The 18,710-nt window shown below is 57.4% G+C and carries 18 protein-coding genes and 2 tRNA genes; 19 read left to right on the top strand and 1 reads right to left on the bottom strand.

From position 1 onward, the window contains the following. Positions 1-22: 22 nt before the first annotated feature. Positions 23-1,102, top strand: coding sequence for a flavodoxin-dependent (E)-4-hydroxy-3-methylbut-2-enyl-diphosphate synthase (gene ispG / locus DWZ54_RS01235; protein ID WP_255418072.1), 1,080 nt, complete (start codon positions 23-25; stop codon positions 1,100-1,102). Next, positions 1,089-2,804 (top strand): proline--tRNA ligase, encoded by a 1,716-nt coding sequence (locus DWZ54_RS01240; RefSeq protein ID WP_118474152.1) that lies wholly within the window; start codon positions 1,089-1,091, stop codon positions 2,802-2,804. The genes ispG and DWZ54_RS01240 overlap by 14 nt, the downstream gene beginning before the upstream one ends. A gap of 65 nt (positions 2,805-2,869) precedes the next feature. Here the strand turns inward: DWZ54_RS01240 and DWZ54_RS01245 are convergent, their stop codons facing one another. After that, a complete protein-coding gene (locus DWZ54_RS01245) occupies positions 2,870-3,067 on the bottom strand; it encodes a DUF1858 domain-containing protein (protein WP_036378940.1) in 198 nt (65 codons plus the stop codon). A gap of 191 nt (positions 3,068-3,258) precedes the next feature. On the opposite strand from DWZ54_RS01245, the gene DWZ54_RS01250 reads away from it, so the two are divergent. From DWZ54_RS01250 to DWZ54_RS01330, 17 genes are all read left to right on the top strand, one after another. Then, positions 3,259-4,095, top strand: a complete 837-nt coding sequence (locus DWZ54_RS01250) for a polysaccharide deacetylase family protein (protein ID WP_199663145.1) — start codon at positions 3,259-3,261, stop codon at positions 4,093-4,095. A 181-nt stretch (positions 4,096-4,276) separates the two neighbouring features. After that, the gene (mraZ, locus tag DWZ54_RS01255; protein ID WP_118474153.1) at positions 4,277-4,714 is read left to right on the top strand and encodes a division/cell wall cluster transcriptional repressor MraZ; all 438 of its coding nucleotides are present in this window, start codon (positions 4,277-4,279) and stop codon (positions 4,712-4,714) included. A 52-nt stretch (positions 4,715-4,766) separates the two neighbouring features. Continuing rightward, positions 4,767-5,762 carry a 16S rRNA (cytosine(1402)-N(4))-methyltransferase RsmH gene (rsmH, locus tag DWZ54_RS01260; RefSeq protein WP_118474154.1) on the top strand — a complete coding sequence of 332 codons (996 nt, stop codon included), beginning with the start codon at positions 4,767-4,769 and terminating at the stop codon, positions 5,760-5,762. Further along, positions 5,740-6,120, top strand: coding sequence for a cell division protein FtsL (locus DWZ54_RS01265; protein ID WP_118474155.1), 381 nt, complete (start codon positions 5,740-5,742; stop codon positions 6,118-6,120). Before rsmH ends, DWZ54_RS01265 begins: the two co-directional genes overlap by 23 nt. 155 nt (positions 6,121-6,275) lie before the next feature. Then, positions 6,276-7,772 (top strand): UDP-N-acetylmuramoyl-L-alanyl-D-glutamate--2,6-diaminopimelate ligase, encoded by a 1,497-nt coding sequence (locus DWZ54_RS01270; RefSeq protein WP_118474156.1) that lies wholly within the window; start codon positions 6,276-6,278, stop codon positions 7,770-7,772. Beyond that, a complete protein-coding gene (gene murF, locus DWZ54_RS01275) occupies positions 7,772-9,145 on the top strand; it encodes a UDP-N-acetylmuramoyl-tripeptide--D-alanyl-D-alanine ligase (protein WP_118474157.1) in 1,374 nt (457 codons plus the stop codon). Before DWZ54_RS01270 ends, murF begins: the two co-directional genes overlap by 1 nt. 49 nt (positions 9,146-9,194) lie before the next feature. Further along, complete coding sequence (gene mraY / locus DWZ54_RS01280; RefSeq protein WP_118015791.1) at positions 9,195-10,148, top strand: phospho-N-acetylmuramoyl-pentapeptide-transferase; 954 nt, start codon at positions 9,195-9,197, stop codon at positions 10,146-10,148. 54 nt (positions 10,149-10,202) lie between these two features. Further along, on the top strand, positions 10,203-11,594 hold the full coding sequence (gene murD, locus DWZ54_RS01285) for a UDP-N-acetylmuramoyl-L-alanine--D-glutamate ligase (protein WP_118474185.1): 1,392 nt from the start codon (positions 10,203-10,205) through the stop codon (positions 11,592-11,594). Between the two features lie 15 nt (positions 11,595-11,609). Next, on the top strand, positions 11,610-12,728 hold the full coding sequence (gene murG, locus DWZ54_RS01290; RefSeq protein ID WP_118474158.1) for an undecaprenyldiphospho-muramoylpentapeptide beta-N-acetylglucosaminyltransferase: 1,119 nt from the start codon (positions 11,610-11,612) through the stop codon (positions 12,726-12,728). Beyond that, positions 12,725-14,128, top strand: coding sequence for a UDP-N-acetylmuramate--L-alanine ligase (murC, locus tag DWZ54_RS12110; protein WP_367181008.1), 1,404 nt, complete (start codon positions 12,725-12,727; stop codon positions 14,126-14,128). The genes murG and murC overlap by 4 nt, the downstream gene beginning before the upstream one ends. A gap of 24 nt (positions 14,129-14,152) precedes the next feature. Further along, complete coding sequence (locus DWZ54_RS12115) at positions 14,153-15,091, top strand: D-alanine--D-alanine ligase (protein WP_118474159.1); 939 nt, start codon at positions 14,153-14,155, stop codon at positions 15,089-15,091. A 76-nt stretch (positions 15,092-15,167) separates the two neighbouring features. Continuing rightward, positions 15,168-15,941 (top strand): cell division protein FtsQ/DivIB, encoded by a 774-nt coding sequence (locus DWZ54_RS01305; protein WP_233541574.1) that lies wholly within the window; start codon positions 15,168-15,170, stop codon positions 15,939-15,941. After that, positions 15,938-16,633, top strand: a complete 696-nt coding sequence (locus DWZ54_RS01310) for a DUF881 domain-containing protein (protein WP_118015788.1) — start codon at positions 15,938-15,940, stop codon at positions 16,631-16,633. The genes DWZ54_RS01305 and DWZ54_RS01310 overlap by 4 nt, the downstream gene beginning before the upstream one ends. Then, complete coding sequence (locus tag DWZ54_RS01315) at positions 16,630-16,983, top strand: small basic family protein (protein WP_118015787.1); 354 nt, start codon at positions 16,630-16,632, stop codon at positions 16,981-16,983. Before DWZ54_RS01310 ends, DWZ54_RS01315 begins: the two co-directional genes overlap by 4 nt. A 158-nt stretch (positions 16,984-17,141) precedes the next feature. Beyond that, positions 17,142-18,242 carry a cell division protein FtsZ gene (ftsZ, locus tag DWZ54_RS01320; protein ID WP_233541575.1) on the top strand — a complete coding sequence of 367 codons (1,101 nt, stop codon included), beginning with the start codon at positions 17,142-17,144 and terminating at the stop codon, positions 18,240-18,242. Between the two features lie 75 nt (positions 18,243-18,317). Then, positions 18,318-18,403: transfer RNA gene (locus DWZ54_RS01325), tRNA-Tyr, on the top strand. A gap of 4 nt (positions 18,404-18,407) precedes the next feature. Continuing rightward, positions 18,408-18,484, top strand: a tRNA-Met gene (locus DWZ54_RS01330). The last annotated feature ends 226 nt before the right edge of the window (positions 18,485-18,710 follow it).

An 18,710-nucleotide genomic window follows, 5' to 3' on the forward strand; every position in this document is an offset into this window, starting at 1 on the left:
TGTTTAGAAGGAAGTGTATGATTTGTTCAAACGAAAGATGACGAGACATATCCACATCGGACCCGTGGCCATTGGCGGCGGTGCACCGATTTCCGTTCAGTCCATGACGAATACGAAGACGACGGATACTGAGGCGACCGTTGCGCAGATCCGCGCGCTGCAGGCCGCGGGTTGCGATATCGTGCGGCTGGCCGTGCCCGATATGGCGGCAGCCGAGAATCTCGGCAACATCATCCGTCAGGTGACGGTGCCGCTCGTAGCCGATATTCATTTTGACTACAAGCTGGCCCTGGAGGCCATCCGGCAGGGCATCCATGCGCTGCGCCTCAATCCCGGCAACATCGGCGGGGAGGAGAAAGTCAAGGCCGTCGTGCGCGCAGCCAAGAAGGCACATATCCCTATCCGCATCGGCGTCAACGCCGGTTCGCTTGATAAGAAAATCCTCAGGAAATACGGCGGTGTCACGCCGGAGGCACTGGTCGAGTCCGCCATGGAACACGTGCGCATTCTCGAGGCGCTCGACTTCCATGATATGAAGATTTCCCTCAAGGCGCACGATGTGCCGCTGACGATTGCCGCCTACCGGCTCATGAGTCAGACGGTCGACTACCCGCTGCATCTCGGCATTACCGAGGCCGGCACGGTCAACACGGGCATCATCAAATCGGCTGTCGGCATCGGCGCACTGCTCGCCGAGGGCATCGGCGACACTTTCCGCATCTCACTGACGGGCGACCCCGTCGTCGAGGTCCGCGTCGCCAATGAGATCTTGAAGTCGCTCGGACTCAAGGAGTACGGTCCGACGCTCGTGGCCTGCCCAACCTGCGGACGCACGAGCATCGACCTGCCGGCCATTGCGGCGCAGGTCGAGGAGAAGCTCAGGGGCATCGAGGAGCCCATCGAGGTAGCCGTCATGGGCTGTGTCGTCAACGGTCCGGGCGAAGCGCGCGGCGCTGATGTCGGTATTGCCGGCGGCAACGGGGAAGGACTCGTCTTCCGCAAGGGCGAGATCATCCGCAAGGTTCCCGAAGCCGACCTCGTCCCAGAATTATTCAAAGAAATCGATGCAATATTGGAGGAACGCAAGCATGCGAGCAAGTAATCTTTACGCACCCACCCTTAGAAATACACCGGCTGAAGCTGAGATAGCCAGCCACCAGCTCATGTACCGTGCCGGTATGATCCGCAAGACAGCCGGCGGCATGTACACTTTCCTGCCGCTCGCCTGGCGCACGATCCGCAAGATTGAGCAGATCATCCGCGAGGAGATGGATGCAGCCGGCGGCCAGGAAATCATGATGCCGATCCTGCAACCGGCTGAATTCTGGCAGGAGAGCGGCCGCTGGGGCGCTTACGGCGATGAGATGATGCGCATCAAGGATCGCCATGGCCGCGATTTCTGCCTTGGACCGACGCATGAAGAGATGATCACGGCACTCGTGCGCGACGAAGTGCGCTCCTACAAGCAGCTGCCGCTGATGCTCTATCAGATCCAGGACAAGTTCCGCGATGAGCGCCGCCCGCGCTTCGGCCTCATGCGCAGCCGCGAATTCATCATGAAGGATCTTTACTCCTTCGACAAGGACGTCGAGGGCATGAACGAGTCCTACAAGAAGATGTACGATGCCTACACGAACATCTTCACGCGCATGGGCCTCGAGTTCCGCCCGGTAGAGGCCGACAACGGCGCAATCGGCGGCGGCCACTCCCACGAGTTCACGGTTCTCGCTGATGCTGGCGAATCGAATATCGCCGTCTGCACGAAATGCGACTACGCCGCGAGCGACGAGAAGGCGGAGCTCAAGCCAATTGGCGCTCCGGCTGAAGAAGAGCTGCCGCTCGAGAAGGTCAGCACGCCGGGCACGAACACGATTGAGACGCTCTGCGCCTTCCTCAACGTGCCGGCCGACAAGACCATCAAGGCCGTTGCCTACCAGACGGACAAGGACGAGCTCGTGCTCGCCTTTATCCGCGGTGACCACGATGTCAATGAGGTCAAGGTCATCAACCAGATCGAGGGCGCACTCGACCTGCGTATGGCGGATGACGAAGCCATCCGTGCCGCCGGCGGCTGCCCGGGCTTCATGGGGCCAATCGGCATCAAGCAGGGCACGCACGTACTCGTCGATGCGACGGTTATGAATATGCACAACGCCGTCACGGGTGCCAATGAGGAAGACTTCCACCTCAAGAACGTAAACCCACAGCGCGACTTCGACAAGGAAGCCATCGTCGTCACCGACCTGCGCATGGTCAAGGAAGGCGACCCGTGCCCGCACTGCGGTGCACCGCTCAAGATGACGCGCGGCATTGAGGCCGGCCAGGTTTTCACGCTCGGCACGAAGTACAGCAAGGCCATGGGCGCGACGTTCCTCGACGAGAACGGCAAGGAGCAGCCGCTCGTCATGGGTTGCTACGGCATCGGTGTCGGCCGCACGATGGCCGCCGCCATCGAGCAGAACAACGACGACCAGGGCATCGTCTGGCCGCGCGCCATCGCGCCGTTTGAAGTCGTCGTCGTCGCCGTCAATGCCAAGAAGGAAGAGCAGCTGACGTACGCAGAGGGCATCTATGAGGAGTGCCGCAAGGCCGGCCTCGATGTTCTGCTCGACGACCGCAAGGAGCGCGCCGGCGTCAAGTTCAAGGACTGCGATCTCATCGGTTATCCGGTCCGCGTGACCATCGGCCCGAAAGCTGTCGACGAGGGTATCATCGAGGTCAAGGTCCGCAAGACCGGCGAAGTTTACAACTTCAGCCGTGTTGACTACCTCGAGAAAGTCCAGGAGCTTCTCAAGGACCTCTGATTGGGAAATGGCAAATAAAAAAGCTGCACCGGCTGGTGCAGCTTTTTTATTTGCCGTTATGAACCTCAAGCGCCAACGACCGTGTTGAGATCCTTGACGAGCTGATCGACATCGATGCCATGAGCCATAGCGCCCTGCTCGATGTTCTCGAAGTGTGCGGCAGCGCAGCCGAGGCAGCCCATGCCGGCGTTGACGAATACGTCAACCGTATCCGGATACTTCTGGACGACTTCGAGAATGCTCATATCTTTCGTGATTGCCATAATAAGAAAACCTCCTGTGAGTAATGAAATCACAATATACGTAGATGGGGTATATCCATCACAGGAATTATAACACATTTTGTGCGCTTGCACTAGAGGAGGGTGGCTTTTTCCAGGAAATCGCGCTAAAATAAGGAGCATATGCAGCCGAAGCGCAGGCTTTGGCAGTTGCAAGGCAAGGAGTGTGCAGGATGAACGGGAAGCATAAACAGCTGGGCCAGTGCCTGGCAGCGGTTTTGACCATGATGAGCCTCGTCTTGGCGGTGTTCTTGTGGCCGTCGGGGAATCATCGGGCGGAAATGGCAGAGACAGAAACGCAGACAGCGGAGAACGGGCCCCATGTCATGGTGCTCAACTATCATAAGGTCAGTGACGAATTCCTTTCACTGGCCATTGCCCCGGCTGATTTTGACTACCAGATGCGCTATCTGCGCGACCACGGCTATCATACGATCACGCCGGATGAGCTTTATGCCGCGCTCGAGGGCAATGGGAAACTGCCGGAGAATCCCGTGTTGGTCACCTTTGATGATGGCTATCAGGACAACTACGACAATGCGTATCCCATCCTCAAGAAATACGGCTTCAAGGGCACGATTTTCGTGGTTACGAGCTTCGTGGGCACGCGCAAGGGATATCTGACCTGGGATGAATGCCGGGAAATGGAACAGAATGGCATGACCATCGAGTCGCACACCGTCGACCACAAGTCCATGACGGATCTCACCGACGACCAGCTGCGGGCGGAGCTCGTCGAATCGAAGAAGAAAGCGGAGGCCGAGCTCGGCCATGCGGTCGATTACATGGCGTATCCGACCGGTGCGTACAACCTGCACATTGCCCAGCTCGTGCGTGAGGCCGGCTACAAGGCGGCCTTCACGATCAAGTACGGCAGTGTGAACAAGGGCAGCAATATCTACGCACTCGAACGCGTGCCCATTTTCCATACGGAGAATACGAACCGTTCCTTCCTCGAGCGCATCCGCTATACACCGCTTTTCGCAAATTTCGGCTGGACCAAGCATTGAGGAAAGCAGAGAGCAGTCACCTCAGATCAGGTGGCTGTTTTTTGCGTTTCAGGGGGAATTCTGCTGATCGGGAGGATTTTTCGCTTGCCAAAGCAGGAATTATCTGTTATAAAAAAGAATAGGTAAAGTGGTGAATTGTGGGGAAACGTGTCACAGATGGACAGAAAGGTGGAAGCGCAGGATGTTTTTGGGAGAATATGCCCATACGATTGACGCCAAAGGGCGCGTCATCCTGCCGGCTGATTTCCGCCAGGAACTCGGTGTTTCCTTCATTATCACGAAGGGGCTGGACCGTTGCCTGTTCCTCTACGGCCAGCAGGCATGGGAGGAGCTGGCGGCCAAGCTGCGAGCACTGCCGCTGGCGAAACCCGAGGCGAGAGCCATCGTGCGGTTCTTCTTTTCCGGCGCGAGGACGCTGGAATGTGACAAGCAGGGACGTTTCCTCGTGCCGGCGAATCTGCGGACGTATGCCGGCATTGTCCTGCGCCAGAATGTGGTGCTGACAGGTGCCGATAACCGCATTGAAGTCTGGAGCAAGGAACAGTGGACCCGTTATAATGCTGAAGTGGAGCCCGATGTGACGGCGATTGCAGCCTCGCTGTCGGGACTGGGCATATAAGCCGTTTGAGCTTTTCTGATTAGGATTCGTAGTAGCAGATGGAGGCAGGAGCGTGGAGTTTCATCATATCAGCGTCATGCTGGAAGAGACGGTCAGAGGACTGGTGACAAATCCAGAGGGAATCTATGTGGATTGTACCCTGGGAGGGGCCGGTCACTCGCACCGTATCGCAGAGCTCCTGTCGCCGGAGGGGCGCATCATCGGCATCGATCAGGATGAGGAGGCCATTGCAGCTGCGCGTGAGCGCCTGCAGGATGTCGCATGTCATGTGGACATCGTGCACAGCAATTTCTCGCATCTCGAGGAGATCCTGCAGCAGGAAGATGCACCATTTGTCGATGGCGTCGTCTTTGATCTCGGTGTTTCATCGCATCAGATTGATACCGCGGAGCGCGGCTTTTCCTACATGCACGATGCGCCGCTTGACATGCGCATGGACCCCGAGGCATCATTCTCGGCCTACGATGTCGTCAACACGTACAGCGAGCAGGAACTTGACCGCATCTTCCACGATTACGGTGAGGAACGATGGGGCCGCCGCATCGCGCAGTTCATCGTCAAGGCACGCATGGAAAAGCCCGTGGAGACGACCGGTGAGCTCGTCGACATCATCTGCAAGGCTGTGCCGAAGGCCGTGCGCCAGTCGGCAGGCGGCCATCCGGCCAAGCGCATCTTCCAGGCCATCCGCATCGAAGTCAACGATGAGCTCGGCATCCTGGAGCAGGCGTTCCGCGCGGCCGTCCGCCATCTGAAACCGGGCGGACGGCTGGCCATCATCACGTTCCATTCTCTCGAGGACCGCATTGCGAAGCGGACATTGAAGGAGATGGCACGGGGCTGCATCTGTCCGCCGGAACTGCCGGTCTGCATTTGCCATCACAAGCCGGAGATCCGGCTGCTCGGCAAGCCCATCAAGGCTACAAGTGAGGAACTGGTGCACAATTCACGCGCGAAGAGCGCCAAGCTGCGGCTGGCTGAAAAGCTGCCTGTGGCAGAGGCTGACGAAGAGAAGGAGGCGAAGGACCATGCTGGCAAGACAGGAAGATGAGTATGACCGTCAGGAACACAGCCTGTATGCAGGCGCTCCTTCGCCGGCGCCGCGCGCGCCCAAGGCTCCTGTGATCCGCAAGGTCCTCAATACGTCGCTGCGCTCGCACTGCCAGGTCCTCTTCCTGGTCATTGCCGTGCTGGCCATGCTCGTCACCATCGGCAGCGGCATCGCCGCGAGCCGCGGCTACAAGCTCGTGGAAACACAGCAGAAGTCCGAGCAGCTGGAGCAGGAAAATGAGCGGCTGAATGTGGACATCGCCAAGCTCAAGAACCCGCAGCGCATCAAGTCGATTGCGGAGAGCCAGCTCAACATGCAGGTCCCGAAAAAGACGTATTTTGCACATGAAAGTGAATAAGAGAGGTACGATATGTTCCGCTCCATCCCATAGAGAGGCTGCCTGGCAAGCAGCTTCTTTTCGTTCCGCAAAAAAAGCCTATAAAATTTTTAAGATACGGTTTATAATAGTGTACGGCCCGCACTGCTTAGAAGGGGCTTTGAGGAGGAAATCAGATGAAAACAATCGGTCAGCTGGCAGAACTCGTGACGGGCTCTGTCGTAACGGGAAATCCAGATACGGAAATCACAGGCATCGAGCATGATTCGCGCAAGGTCGGGAAGGGAACGCTCTTTGTCTGCATCCCCGGCGTGCATGTCGATGGACATAAATTCATTCCGCAGGCTGTGGCGGCGGGCGCACAGGCAATCCTGACGACGCGCAGCGATATCGAGGTGCCGGAGGGCATCGCCGTCCTGCAGGTACCGGAGCTCCAGCCGGCACTCGATACGATCGTGCCGTTCTTCCATGATTATCCGGCCCGCACGATGCGCGTCATCGGCATCACGGGCACGAACGGCAAGACGACGACGAGCTATATCACGCGCGCCATCCTGCGCGAGGCCGGTTACAAGGTCGGCCTCATCGGCACCATCCAGATCATGATCGAGGATGAGGTGCTGCCCATCCACAATACGACGCCGGATGTCGTGGAGCTTCAGCACACGCTGGCCATGATGCGGGACAAGGGCATGGATTACGTCGTCATGGAGGTTTCCTCCCATGCACTCGATCAGAACCGCGTGGCCGGCATTGAATTCGATACGGCCGTCTTCACGAATCTGACGCAGGACCATCTCGATTATCACAAGACGCTGGAGAATTACAAACTGGCCAAGGCAAAGCTCTTTGACCACGTATCGGAGCCTGGCACGAAGCAGGGCAAGACGGCTGTCGTCAATATCGACGATGCTGCCAGCGAAACGATGCTCGCGCATGCGAAGTGCGCACATTTGACCTATGCCATTGAGAAGGAAGCGGATCTGCGCGCAACGGACATCCTCGTCCATGCGAACGGTGCCGAATTCACGCTGAACCATGCAAGCTTTGGCAAGATGCCCCTGAAGCTTCATATCACGGGCATCTTCAATGTCTACAATGTCATGTCGGCTGTTGGAGCCGCGCTGGCCGAGCACATCGAGCCGCAGCATATCAAAACGGCGCTCACGGCCTTCACGAGCGTGCCGGGCCGCTTTGAACTCGTCAAGGCCGGACAGGATTTCTCCATCATCGTCGATTACGCACATACGCCGGACGGCGTGGAGAATGTACTCAAGACGGCGCGCAAGATTGCCAAGAAACGTATCATCGCCGTCTTCGGCTGCGGCGGCGACCGCGACCGCACGAAACGCCCCATCATGGGACGTCTGGCCGCAGAACTTGCCGATGTCGTCATTGCGACTTCGGACAACCCGCGCACCGAGGACCCGGATTTCATCCTGAGCCAGGTCGAAGCGGGCGTGAAGGAAGCCATCGGCACGAAGCATCATGAGAAGATCACGGATCGCCGCCAGGCCATCTTCCGCGCAGTTGAACTGGCCGAGAAGGATGATATCGTCGTCATCCTCGGCAAGGGCCATGAGAATTATCAGATCCTCAAGGACAAGACCATCCATTTCGATGATAAGGAAGTGGCCCGCGACGCTGTGGCCGCCAAGAAGGGAGAACACTGATGCCAGCATTTACGCTTGATGAAGTGCGCGAGGCCACGGGGGCCAGCGTCTATCGGGAAGAAGCCGAGTCGTTTACGGATATCGTGACGGATACGCGCAAAATCACGCCGGGAGTCCTGTTCCTGGCCTTCAAGGGCGAACGCTTCAACGGGGAAGATTTTGTACGCGATGCCATCGAGAAGGGAGCCAACGGCGTCATGGTCAGCGCGGCCTGCCCGCGCGAGATCCTGGCCGGCCTTAAGGCCACGGTGCTCGTCGTAGAGGATACGCTCAAGGCTTATCAGGAGCTTGCGCATGCCTGGCGCATGGAATTCACGCTTCCCGTCGTGGCCATTACGGGTTCCAATGGCAAGACGACGACGAAGGACCTCACGGCAGCCGTCCTCTCCGCCCGTGGCCCGGTCCTCAAGACACAGGCCAATTTCAACAATGAGATCGGTCTGCCGCTGACGCTTTTGGGTCTGCGCAAGGAGCATACGGCTGCCGTCGTCGAGATCGGCATGCGCGGCCTGCATCAGATTGAGGCCATGGCACCGATTGCCGCGCCTTCCGTCGGCATTGTGACGAATGTCGGTGAGACGCATATGGAGCTCCTGGGCTCCATCGAGAATATCGCCAGGGCCAAAGCGGAACTCGTCGAGGCCATCCCCGAGGGCGGATCGGTCGTTCTCAACGCCGATAATCCCTATGTGGCCGCCATGCGGGAAAAGGCTGCACCCGGTGTGCGCGTGCTGACGTTTGGCATCGAGCAGCCGGCTGATGTCCGCGGTGCGGATATCACGACGGTCGATGGCCATACGACGTCCTTCCATGTCATCTGGAAGGACCGCACGTACGATTACACGATTGCCATGGTGGGACGTCATAACGTCTACAATGCCCTGGCCGCCATTGCCGCAGGCTTTGCACTTGGTTTGTCACCGGCGGAAACAGCCGCAGGCCTCAAGAACCTCGAGGCGACGAAGATGCGTTTTGAGGTGGAGGAAATCAAGGGCTACCATGTCGTCAACGACGCTTACAATGCGAGCCCGATGTCGATGACGGCTGCCATCAGCACGCTTTCCGAACTCGCTCCGGGGCGCAAGATCGCTGTCATGGGCGATATGCTGGAACTCGGACGCGTCTCGGAAGAAGCGCACAAGAAAGTCGGCCATGAACTTGCCGAACACGGCTTTGCCGCCGTCGTGACGCGCGGAGAGATGGGGAAGTTCATCGCCGAGGGAGCCAGGGAGGGCGGTATCGAAGCCGTGTTCCCCTGCGATTCGCATGAGGAAGCGGGCAAGTGCCTGCACGAGATCCTGCAGCCCGGGGATACCCTGCTCTTCAAGGGATCCCGCGGTATGCAGATGGAAAAGATCATCGACCTGCTTTGAGTCTTGCCGTCGATGAGAATGCAAAATAAGAGAGTGGAGACGTTATAAGTTGGAAAGCATCATCATTGCGGCTGCCATTGCCGCCGGGTTCGTCCTGCTGACGGGGCCGTTTTTTATACCGGAACTGCATAAGTTGAAATTTGGCCAGAGTATCCGCGAGGAAGGACCAAAGAGTCATCAGGCCAAGAGCGGTACGCCGACGATGGGCGGCATCATGATCATACTGGGCCTCACGCTCGGGACGCTCGTGGCTGCGCCGCTTTCGCCTGCCGTGCTGCTGGCACTCTTCATCACGCTCGGTCATTTTCTGCTGGGCTTCCTCGACGATTACATCAAGGTCGTCAAGAAGCGCAACCTGGGTCTCAAAGCCAAACAGAAGCTCCTCGGCCAGATCATCATCGCCATCGTGACGATGGTGGTCGGCACGAGGGTCCTTGGCATTGATACGAGCATCTGGATTCCTGTGGCGGATGTCAATCTGGATATCGGCATCGGCTACTACTTCCTCGTCCTTTTCGTGCTGGTCGGCACGAGCAATGCCGTCAATCTGACGGATGGCCTCGACGGCCTGGCCTCCGGCACGGTGGCCATTGCGGCCGGCGCGTATGCCATCGTCTGCTATCTGACGGGCCATCCGGATCTCTCCCTCTTCTGTGTCGCCATGGCAGCGGCCTGCCTGGCATTCCTGCGCTTCAATGCCAATCCGGCCAAAGTCTTCATGGGCGATACGGGCTCTCTGGCACTGGGCGGTGCCATCGCGGCAGCCGGCATCCTCACGCATACGGAGGTGCTGCTGGCTGTTATCGGCTTCGTCTTTGTCTGTGAAGCTCTGTCTGTCATCATCCAGGTCATTTCGTTCAAGACGACGGGCAAGCGCGTGTTCCGCATGAGCCCGATCCACCATCACTTTGAGCTCGGCGGCTGGAAGGAGACGAAGGTCGTCTTTGTTTTCTGGATGGTGGGCTTCGCCGCGAGCGTCGTCGGCCTCTTGATGATGCCGTAAGCAGTCCGGCAGTCAAATCGCATCTTGTAATATCCGGGGGGATTCGTCATGGAATTGGATTGGAAGCAGAAGCATGTATTGGTCATTGGTGCGGGCATCAGCGGGTTTGCCGCTGCCCGCCTCGCGCGCCGCTTTGGTGCAGAGGTCACGCTGAGCGATGCGAAATCAGAAGCGGAGCTCGAGAAACTCGGAGATGATTTTTCCAAGCTTCGTGAACTCGGCGTAACGCTCGTTTTCGGGCCACAGCAGGAAGCGATGCTGGAAGGCGTCGATCTCGTCATCGTTTCGCCTGCCGTACCCGTCCGCATTCCGCTGCTTCAGGCCGCCTATGCACGGCACATCAAGGTCATGAGCGAAGTTGAGCTCGCTTATGATATCGCGGAGTCGCCGATTTGTGCCGTAACGGGCACGAACGGCAAGACGACGACGACAACGCTTCTCGGCCTGCTGCTCAAGACGCATTATGAGAAGGTCGGCGTCGGCGGCAATATCGGCGTACCGCTTTCTGAGGTGGCGCTTGAGACGGGCAGGGGCGGCTGCCTGTCTGCTGAGATCTCCAGCTACCAGATGGAAGCCACAGAGCATTTTCACCCGCATGTCGCGGCTGTTCTCAATGTGACGCCAGATCATATCGTGCGTCATGGTTCCATGGAAGTCTATCAGGCTATGAAGGAGCGCATGTTTGCGGAGCAGACACCGGAAGATTACCTTGTGCTCAATTACGACGATGAACGCACTCGCGGCATGAAGGACCGCGCAAAGGGCCGGGTCTGCTATTTCAGCCGCCATCAGGAGCTGCCGGAAGGCGTCTTTGTACGCGGTGATGTGCGTGACGGCTTGATCGTCATCCGCTGGGATGACGGGGAATACGAGCTCTGCCATACGAATGAGCTCGGCATCAAGGGCGCGCATAATGTCGAGAATGCCCTGGCAGCCATCGCTTCGGCGTTTTTTGCCGGCTGTGAGCCTGCGGCGATGGTGCCGGTGCTCAAGTCGTTCAGGGGCGTCGAGCATCGCATCGAGTATGTGACGACGATTGACGGCGTACCGTATTACAACGATTCGAAGGCGACGAATACGGACTCTGCCATCAAGGCGCTCGAGACATTTGATGGTCACATCATCCTGCTCGCAGGCGGCGATGACAAGATGACGGACCTCACGGATTTCATGAAGCTCGTCTGTGAGCGCGTCGATGAGCTCATCCTCATCGGCAGGGCCGCGGCAAGGTTCTATGATGCGGCCGTGGCAAACGGTTTTCCGGAGGCCCACATCTATGCAGCGGGTTACTCGATGGAAAAGGCCGTGGAGCTCGCGCATGCACTGGCGAAGGAGCCGGATGTCGTGCTGCTTTCCCCGGCCTGTGCAAGCTTCGACATGTACCATGGCATGGCGGAACGCGGACGCGATTTCAAGCGCCTCGTTCATCTTTACGAACAGAATTGACCGGAGGGGATCATCTTGAACATCATCGTTTCCGGCGGTGGCACGGGCGGACATATCTACCCGGCCATCACCATCATACGCACGATACAGCAGCGCGTGCCGGATGCCAGATTCCTTTACGTCGGCACGAAGCGCGGCCTCGAAGCGGATATCATCCCCAAGGAAGGGCTGCCGTTCACGACGGTGGATATCCAGGGCTTTGAGCGCCATCTGACGCCGGAGAACCTGCTGCGCGCCGGCCGTGCCATGGTCGGTGTCGCCAGGGCTGCGCGCATCGTGCGCCGCTTTCATCCCGATGTCGTCATCGGTACCGGCGGCTACGTCTGCGGACCAATCCTGCTGGCTGCGAGCCTCATGCACATCCCGACGCTCATCCAGGAACAGAATGTCGTGCCGGGCATCACGAACAAGATCCTGGCCAAATTCGTGACGAAGATTGCGGCTGGCACGAAAGAGGCCATGCGTCATTTCCCGCAGGAAAAGGTCGTCTTCACGGGCAACCCTATTCGCAGCGAGGTACTCTCAGCTCAGCGCGAGGAGGGCGCGGCTGCTTTTGGCCTGGACCCTGCCAAGCTGACGGTGCTCGTTTCGGGCGGCAGCCGCGGTGCCCGCGCCATCAACCGGGCCATGATCGGCGTGCTCTCCCATGCTGCCCCGCATCCTGAGGTGCAGTTCCTCCATGTGACGGGCAAGAACGAGTACGAGGATGTATGTTCCCGTCTGCAGAAAGCCGGTGTGGATCTCGCAAAATACCCGCACATCCTGGTCAAGCCGTATCTTTACAACATGCCGCAGGCCATGGCGGCAGCGGATCTCGCCGTATTCCGTGCCGGAGCCACCGGCCTTGCGGAACTCACGGCCCGCGGCATTCCGTCCATACTGATTCCCTATCCGTATGCAGCGGAGAATCATCAGGAGCACAATGCCCGGGCTCTGGAGGAAGCAGGTGCTGCGAGGATGATCCTCAACAAGGACCTGACTTCTGAAACGCTCAGTGCCGTCCTGACGGAACTCTTGAGCGAGCCGCAGAAACTCCGCGACATGGCCCTGGCCAGCAAGAAAATGGGAAGACCGCAGGCTGCGGCTGATATTGCAAATCTCGTACTCGAAATAGCTAGAAAAGGACAAAGGTGATTGGCGTGCATAAAGAGCTGAAAGAGCTTAAAGGCATCAAGAAGATTCATTTCGTGGGAATTGGCGGCGCAGGCATGAGCCCGCTGGCCAAGATGATGATCGAACTTGGCTATGAGGTATCCGGTTCCGATCGCGAGGATTCAGGCATCATTGAGAAGCTGCGCGAGATGGGCGCGAAGATTTTCCTCGGCGGCCAGAAGGCGGAAAACGTGCGCGGCGCCGATGCCATTGTCGTTTCGACGGCCATCCCGTTTGACAACCCGGAGGTCCTGGCAGCCAAAGACCTCGGCATCACGAAGCTTCACCGTTCCGACATCAACGCGGCACTCGTCAATGAGTACAAGGGCATTGCCGTGGCCGGTGCGCACGGCAAGACGACGACGACCTCGATGCTCGGCGTCGCGCTGACACACGCCGGTGTCTCTCCCTCGGTCGTCGTGGGCGGTGAGGTGCCGGACCTTGGCACGAATGCAGAGCTTGGTGAAAGCGAATATCTCGTTTCAGAAGCCGATGAAAGCGACGGTTCGTTCCTCAAGCTTCACCCTCATATCGCAGTGGTCACGAATGTCGAAGATGACCATATGGACCATTACGGCACGATGGAGAACATCATCAAAGCCTTCACGCAGTTCATCCGAAATGTCGACAAGGAAACCGGCTATGCCGTCATCTGCTTCGACAATGAGAACCTCCGCCGCATGTCAAAGACGCTTGAGCGCAGATATATCTCGTATGCAATCGACCATGAGGCTGATTATCGGGCAAAGAACATCGCGCACAGCGGTACCGGCATTTCCTTCGACGTCTTCCATGGAGAGGAAGAGCTCGGCCATGTCGACCTCAACATACCCGGTCGCCACAATGTCCTCGATGCCATGGCCTGCATTGTCACGGGCCTTTCCATCGGTGTGAGCTTCGAGAAGATGGCGGCTGGCCTGGCTGCCTTCCATGGCGCCAAGCGCCGCTTCCAGACGAAGGGCCGCGTGAACGGGGTCTGGGTAGTCGACGATTATGCCCATCATCCGACGGAGATTGCAGCCACGCTCAAGGCAGCAAAAGAGACGGCTCCGAAGCGCCTGATCTGCGTCTTCCAGCCGCACCGCTATTCCCGCACGCAGCTGCTGCATGAAGAGTTCGGCAAGGCGTTCGTTTCGGCCGACGAACTTTTTGTAACGGATGTCTATGCGGCCGGCGAAGCGCCAATTCCGGGCATCAGCGGCAAGACCATCGTCGATGAAGTCTGCCGTCAGTCCGGCCAGTCAGTCCGCTACATCGAGGATCGCACGGCCATTTCGGCCCAGCTGAAGGATTTTGTACAGCCGGGCGATCTCGTCATCACCATGGGTGCCGGTAACATTTATCAGACGGGTGAAGAACTTGTCGCACTGCTGCAGAAATAAGAATCGAAAAGGAGTTTATACGAGATGAACCAGAAAAAAATCGTCGTCGTCATGGGCGGCCCTTCCACGGAAGCAGAGATTTCCCGCCAGACCGGTATGGCCATTCTCAAGGCCCTGCAGTCCAAGGGCTACAATGCTGAGGGCATGGAGCTCAATCCGCCGACATTTGCTGAAGATATCAAGAAGAGCGGCTGTGCCATCGTGTTCAATGCACTGCATGGCAAATTTGGCGAAGACGGCGTTCTGCAGGGAACGCTTGATATGCTCGGCATCCCTTATACGGGCTCGGGCGTGCTCGCCGCAGCCGTCACGATGGACAAGGCTGCTTCCAAACGCGTCTTTGTGGCCGAGGGCATCTCGACGCCGCGTTCGCATACGTATCACCGCTATGAGATGAAGCGTGATCTCGCCGGTGAGATTGAGCGCGACTTCTCTCTGCCGGTCGTGGTCAAGGCTGCTTCACAGGGCTCGAGCATCGGCGTTTACATCGTTGAGACGAAGGACAAGCTGCAGGAGGCGCTGCAGGAGGCATTCACGTACAACGATGAAGTGCTTGTCGAAGAATTCATCCGCGGCCGGGAGCTGACGGTTGCCGTCTGGGGCAATGAGGAACAGAAAGAAGCATTCCCAATCATCGAGATCACGACGACGTCGGGCCGTTACGATTACGAGAGCAAGTACACGAAGGGCGCTTCGACGCACATCATTCCGGCACGCGTATCGCCGGAAAAGACGAAGGAGATACAGGATTTGGCTGTCAAGACCTTTACGGCCTGCGGCTGCAAGGGCGTGGCACGCGTTGACATGATGCTCAGTGAAGAGGAAAAGCCGTATGTCATCGAAGTCAATTCGGTACCGGGCATGACGGAGCTTTCCCTGGTTCCCGACGCAGGCCGGGCAATGGGAATCGAGTTCCCGGAGCTTTGCGAACGCATCCTGGAAATGGCAGGGTTCAAGAACTGATTGCCTGGCGGCAATCAACGGACGCCGGACGTTTTGCTTTGTCCGGCGTTTTTTGGGATAAAGGGGGGAACAGAAGTTGGTGGAACAAGAACACAAGAAACATCGGAGCTTCAGACGGCTTCTGAGGGGGCTTCTGTTCCTGGCTGTCTGCGGCGGTATCATGGCAATCGTCATCTACACGCCGCTTTTCACATTGAAGTATGTGGAGCTCCGCGGCAATACGTACCTGACGGAAGAACAGATCACGGACATCGGCCGCATCCACAAAGGGGAGCCTCTTTTTCAACTGCAGACGGACGTCGTGACGCAGAACCTCCTGCATGATCTGCGCGTGGAATCCGCTGTCGTACGCCGACGCCTGCCGGATACCGTGGAAATCGAGGTGACGGAACGCAAGCCTGTGGCAACCATGGCCTGCGATTACGGATATCTCGATATCGACCGCAACGGCAAGGTCCTGTCGGTCTACAAGAATCTGCACAATGTCCCGATTCCCCTGATCACGGGTATGGAGCTCACGAACCTCTACATCGGGGATGATGTGACGGATGAATATGTCAGGAAGGTCCTGTACTTCCTCAATCATCTCAATGCGGATACGCTGAATCAGATCTCAGAAGTCAATATTGCGCGGCCCGACGCTGTCGTGGCTTATACGAACGGTTCCGTGGAAATCCGCCTGGGACAACTGGACCGTCTCGATGAGAAAGCCAGCCTGACCGATGATTTTGTCAGCGACCTCAAGATGAGCCGCCACACCATCGAGTACGTTGACTTCAGTTATGAAGCTCCCTTTATCCGCATGAAGGATATGCCTGCTGATACTGACAACGAAGGAGACAAATCATGATCAAGATCCGCAAGGGCAGCTGGTCCATCGCCTGCGTCTGTATGGTGCTTGGCTTCATGCTGGCCGTACAGTTCCGCACGACCCAGGATATGAAGGCCTCCGTGCCGTACCAGCGCGTCGAAGACGTTTCAGAACGCCTGCTGGCGACTGAGAAGGAACGGGATGCACTCAAGGAAGAGGTGCAGCGCCTGCAGTCCGGGCAGGGGAATCCTGCCGATGCGCAGCAGGAAGAACTGCGCGTTCTCTCGGGCACGACTGCGATGGAAGGGGAAGGTGTCATCGTGCGGCTTGACGACAGCACGGCTGCATCAAAGGCGGGGGACAATCCCAACCTGTATCTCATCCATGACGATGATCTGCTGCGCGTCATCAACGAGCTGCGGGCAGCAGGGGCAGAAGCCATATCCGTCAACGGACAGCGCCTGATCGGTACCTCTGAGATCCGCTGTGCCGGTCCGACGCTCTCCGTCAATAATGTGCGTTCGGCACCGCCATTTGAGATCCGGGCCATTGGTGACAAGGGAACGCTTGAGAATTCGCTCAAGATGCGTGGCGGTGTAGCAGAAACCCTGAAGGTATGGGGGATCAAGCTGGAAGTGGAGACGAGTGATGCGGTCTATGTGCCGCCGTACAAGGGTTCCTTTAAGCACACCTATGCACACGAGACTGCTGAGAGGGAGGGAGAAAAATGATCCTGCCAATCCTGGGCCTGCTCGCAGGCTTGATTCTGGGCTATCTCTGCCCCGTGCTGATTCCCTTTGCTTATGCAAAGCTTTTCTCGGTGGCCCTGCTGGCTGCGCTTGATGCCGTCTTTGGCGGCCTGCGCGCCGTGGCGGCCGATACATTCGATCAGGCGGTGTTCATCAGCGGTTTCTTCACAAATGCCCTGATGGCGGCCTTCCTGGTCTACATTGGCGATCGCCTGGGAATTGACCTCTATTACGTGGCGCTCTTGGCATTCGGCTTTCGCATCTTCAAGAATATGGCCGTCCTGCGTCGTCATATCCTCAAGAAGAAAGAGAAAAATAGTACCCCGCAATAAAAAATTTGTTTTGTCAGGGAATTAAAATTGTTGTTCGCTATGGCATTCGGGATAAAATGATGGTAAACTGGTAGAGGTATAGTATTTTTGCTAAAAAGGACGATTGCCTGAGAAGTTTTGCAGGCATTACCAGATATTTCGTGATGGGGGTTAACGCTGTGTTTGAATTGGATGACAATGGGTTAGATCAACTGGCCAAAATCAAAGTAATCGGTGTAGGCGGCGGCGGCAGCAACGCTGTAAACCGCATGATCAATCTCGGCCTGCAGGGTGTGGAGTTCATTGCTGTCAATACGGATGCACAGGCATTGCTGAAGTCGCTGGCACCGAAGCGCATGCAGATTGGTGAGAAACTGACGCGCGGACTTGGCGCCGGTGCACAGCCGGAGATCGGTCAGAAAGCGGCAGAGGAAAGTCGTGACGATATCCTCGATACGCTGCGCGGTGCCGATATGGTCTTTGTCACGGCCGGCATGGGCGGCGGCACGGGTACAGGCGCAGCGCCCGTCGTGGCGGAATGTGCCCGTGAGATTGGTGCACTGACGGTTGGTGTTGTGACTCGCCCCTTTTCCTTTGAGGGCATGAAGCGCCGCCGCAATGCAGAATCCGGTATCGAGAACCTCAAGAAGCATGTCGATACCATCATTACGATTCCGAATGACCGCCTCATGCAGGTGGTTGACAAGAAAACGCCAATTACGCAGGCCTTCAGCATCGCTGATGATGTCCTGCGCCAGGGCGTCAAGGGTATTTCGGATCTCATCGCCCTGCCGGGCCTCATCAACCTCGACTTTGCGGATGTCAAGAGCATCATGAGCAATGCGGGGTCTGCTCTCATGGGCATTGGCGAGGCTTCAGGCGAGAATGCCGCCGTTGAGGCGGCCAAGGCGGCCATCGCATCGCCGCTGCTCGAGACGAGCATCGATGGTGCCCGTGGTGTCCTGCTCAATGTCACAGGTGCAGAGGAGAACCTCAGCATGTTTGAGGTCACGGAAGCTTCTGAAGCCATCGAGAAGGCTGCGGATTCGCAGGCGAACATTATCTGGGGCGCATCCATTGACAATTCCATGGGGGACACGGTGCGCGTCACGGTTATCGCGACGGGCTTTGATGCACCGGAAGAACCAGTCGGTGTCCAGGATCAGCAGGCAGCACAGGACCAGCAGCCATCTGCGCAGCAGTCCGCCGACAAACCTGTCGGCAGCACGGTCGGTGCGGACAGCTTCATTGACATCCCTGTCTGGATGCGCCGCAAATAATTTTTAAAAAGTAGTTGACAAGTGCGTGAAGTACAGCTATAATAAATACTGTTCTTAACGCACTTGTTAAGAAATGGGTAGGTGCCCGAGTGGTTAAAGGGAACAGACTGTAAATCTGTCATCTTCGGATTACGATGGTTCGAATCCATCCCTGCCCACCATTTTGGCGGCATAGCTCAGTTGGCTAGAGCATGCGGTTCATACCCGCAGTGTCCGGAGTTCAAATCTCTGTGCCGCCACCATATGACATCGTAAAGCCATCAACTTGGATTTTTTATTCCGGTTGATGGTTTTTTGCTTATTCCGACTTGCTGTTCAATCCGCAAAGACGCATGAGAACTTGTTGACTGGGAATCGAGTTTTTTACAAAAAGGTGTTGACAAACGCAGCGCTATCCTGTATTATAATACAAGTCGCTGAGAGATATGGCCACCACGAACGAGCGCCTGGAAGGGCAGCCGGGTGAGT

The sequence above is a fragment of the Mitsuokella sp. AF33-22 genome, assembly GCF_003475755.1.
Lineage (GTDB): Bacteria > Bacillota > Negativicutes > Selenomonadales > Selenomonadaceae > Mitsuokella.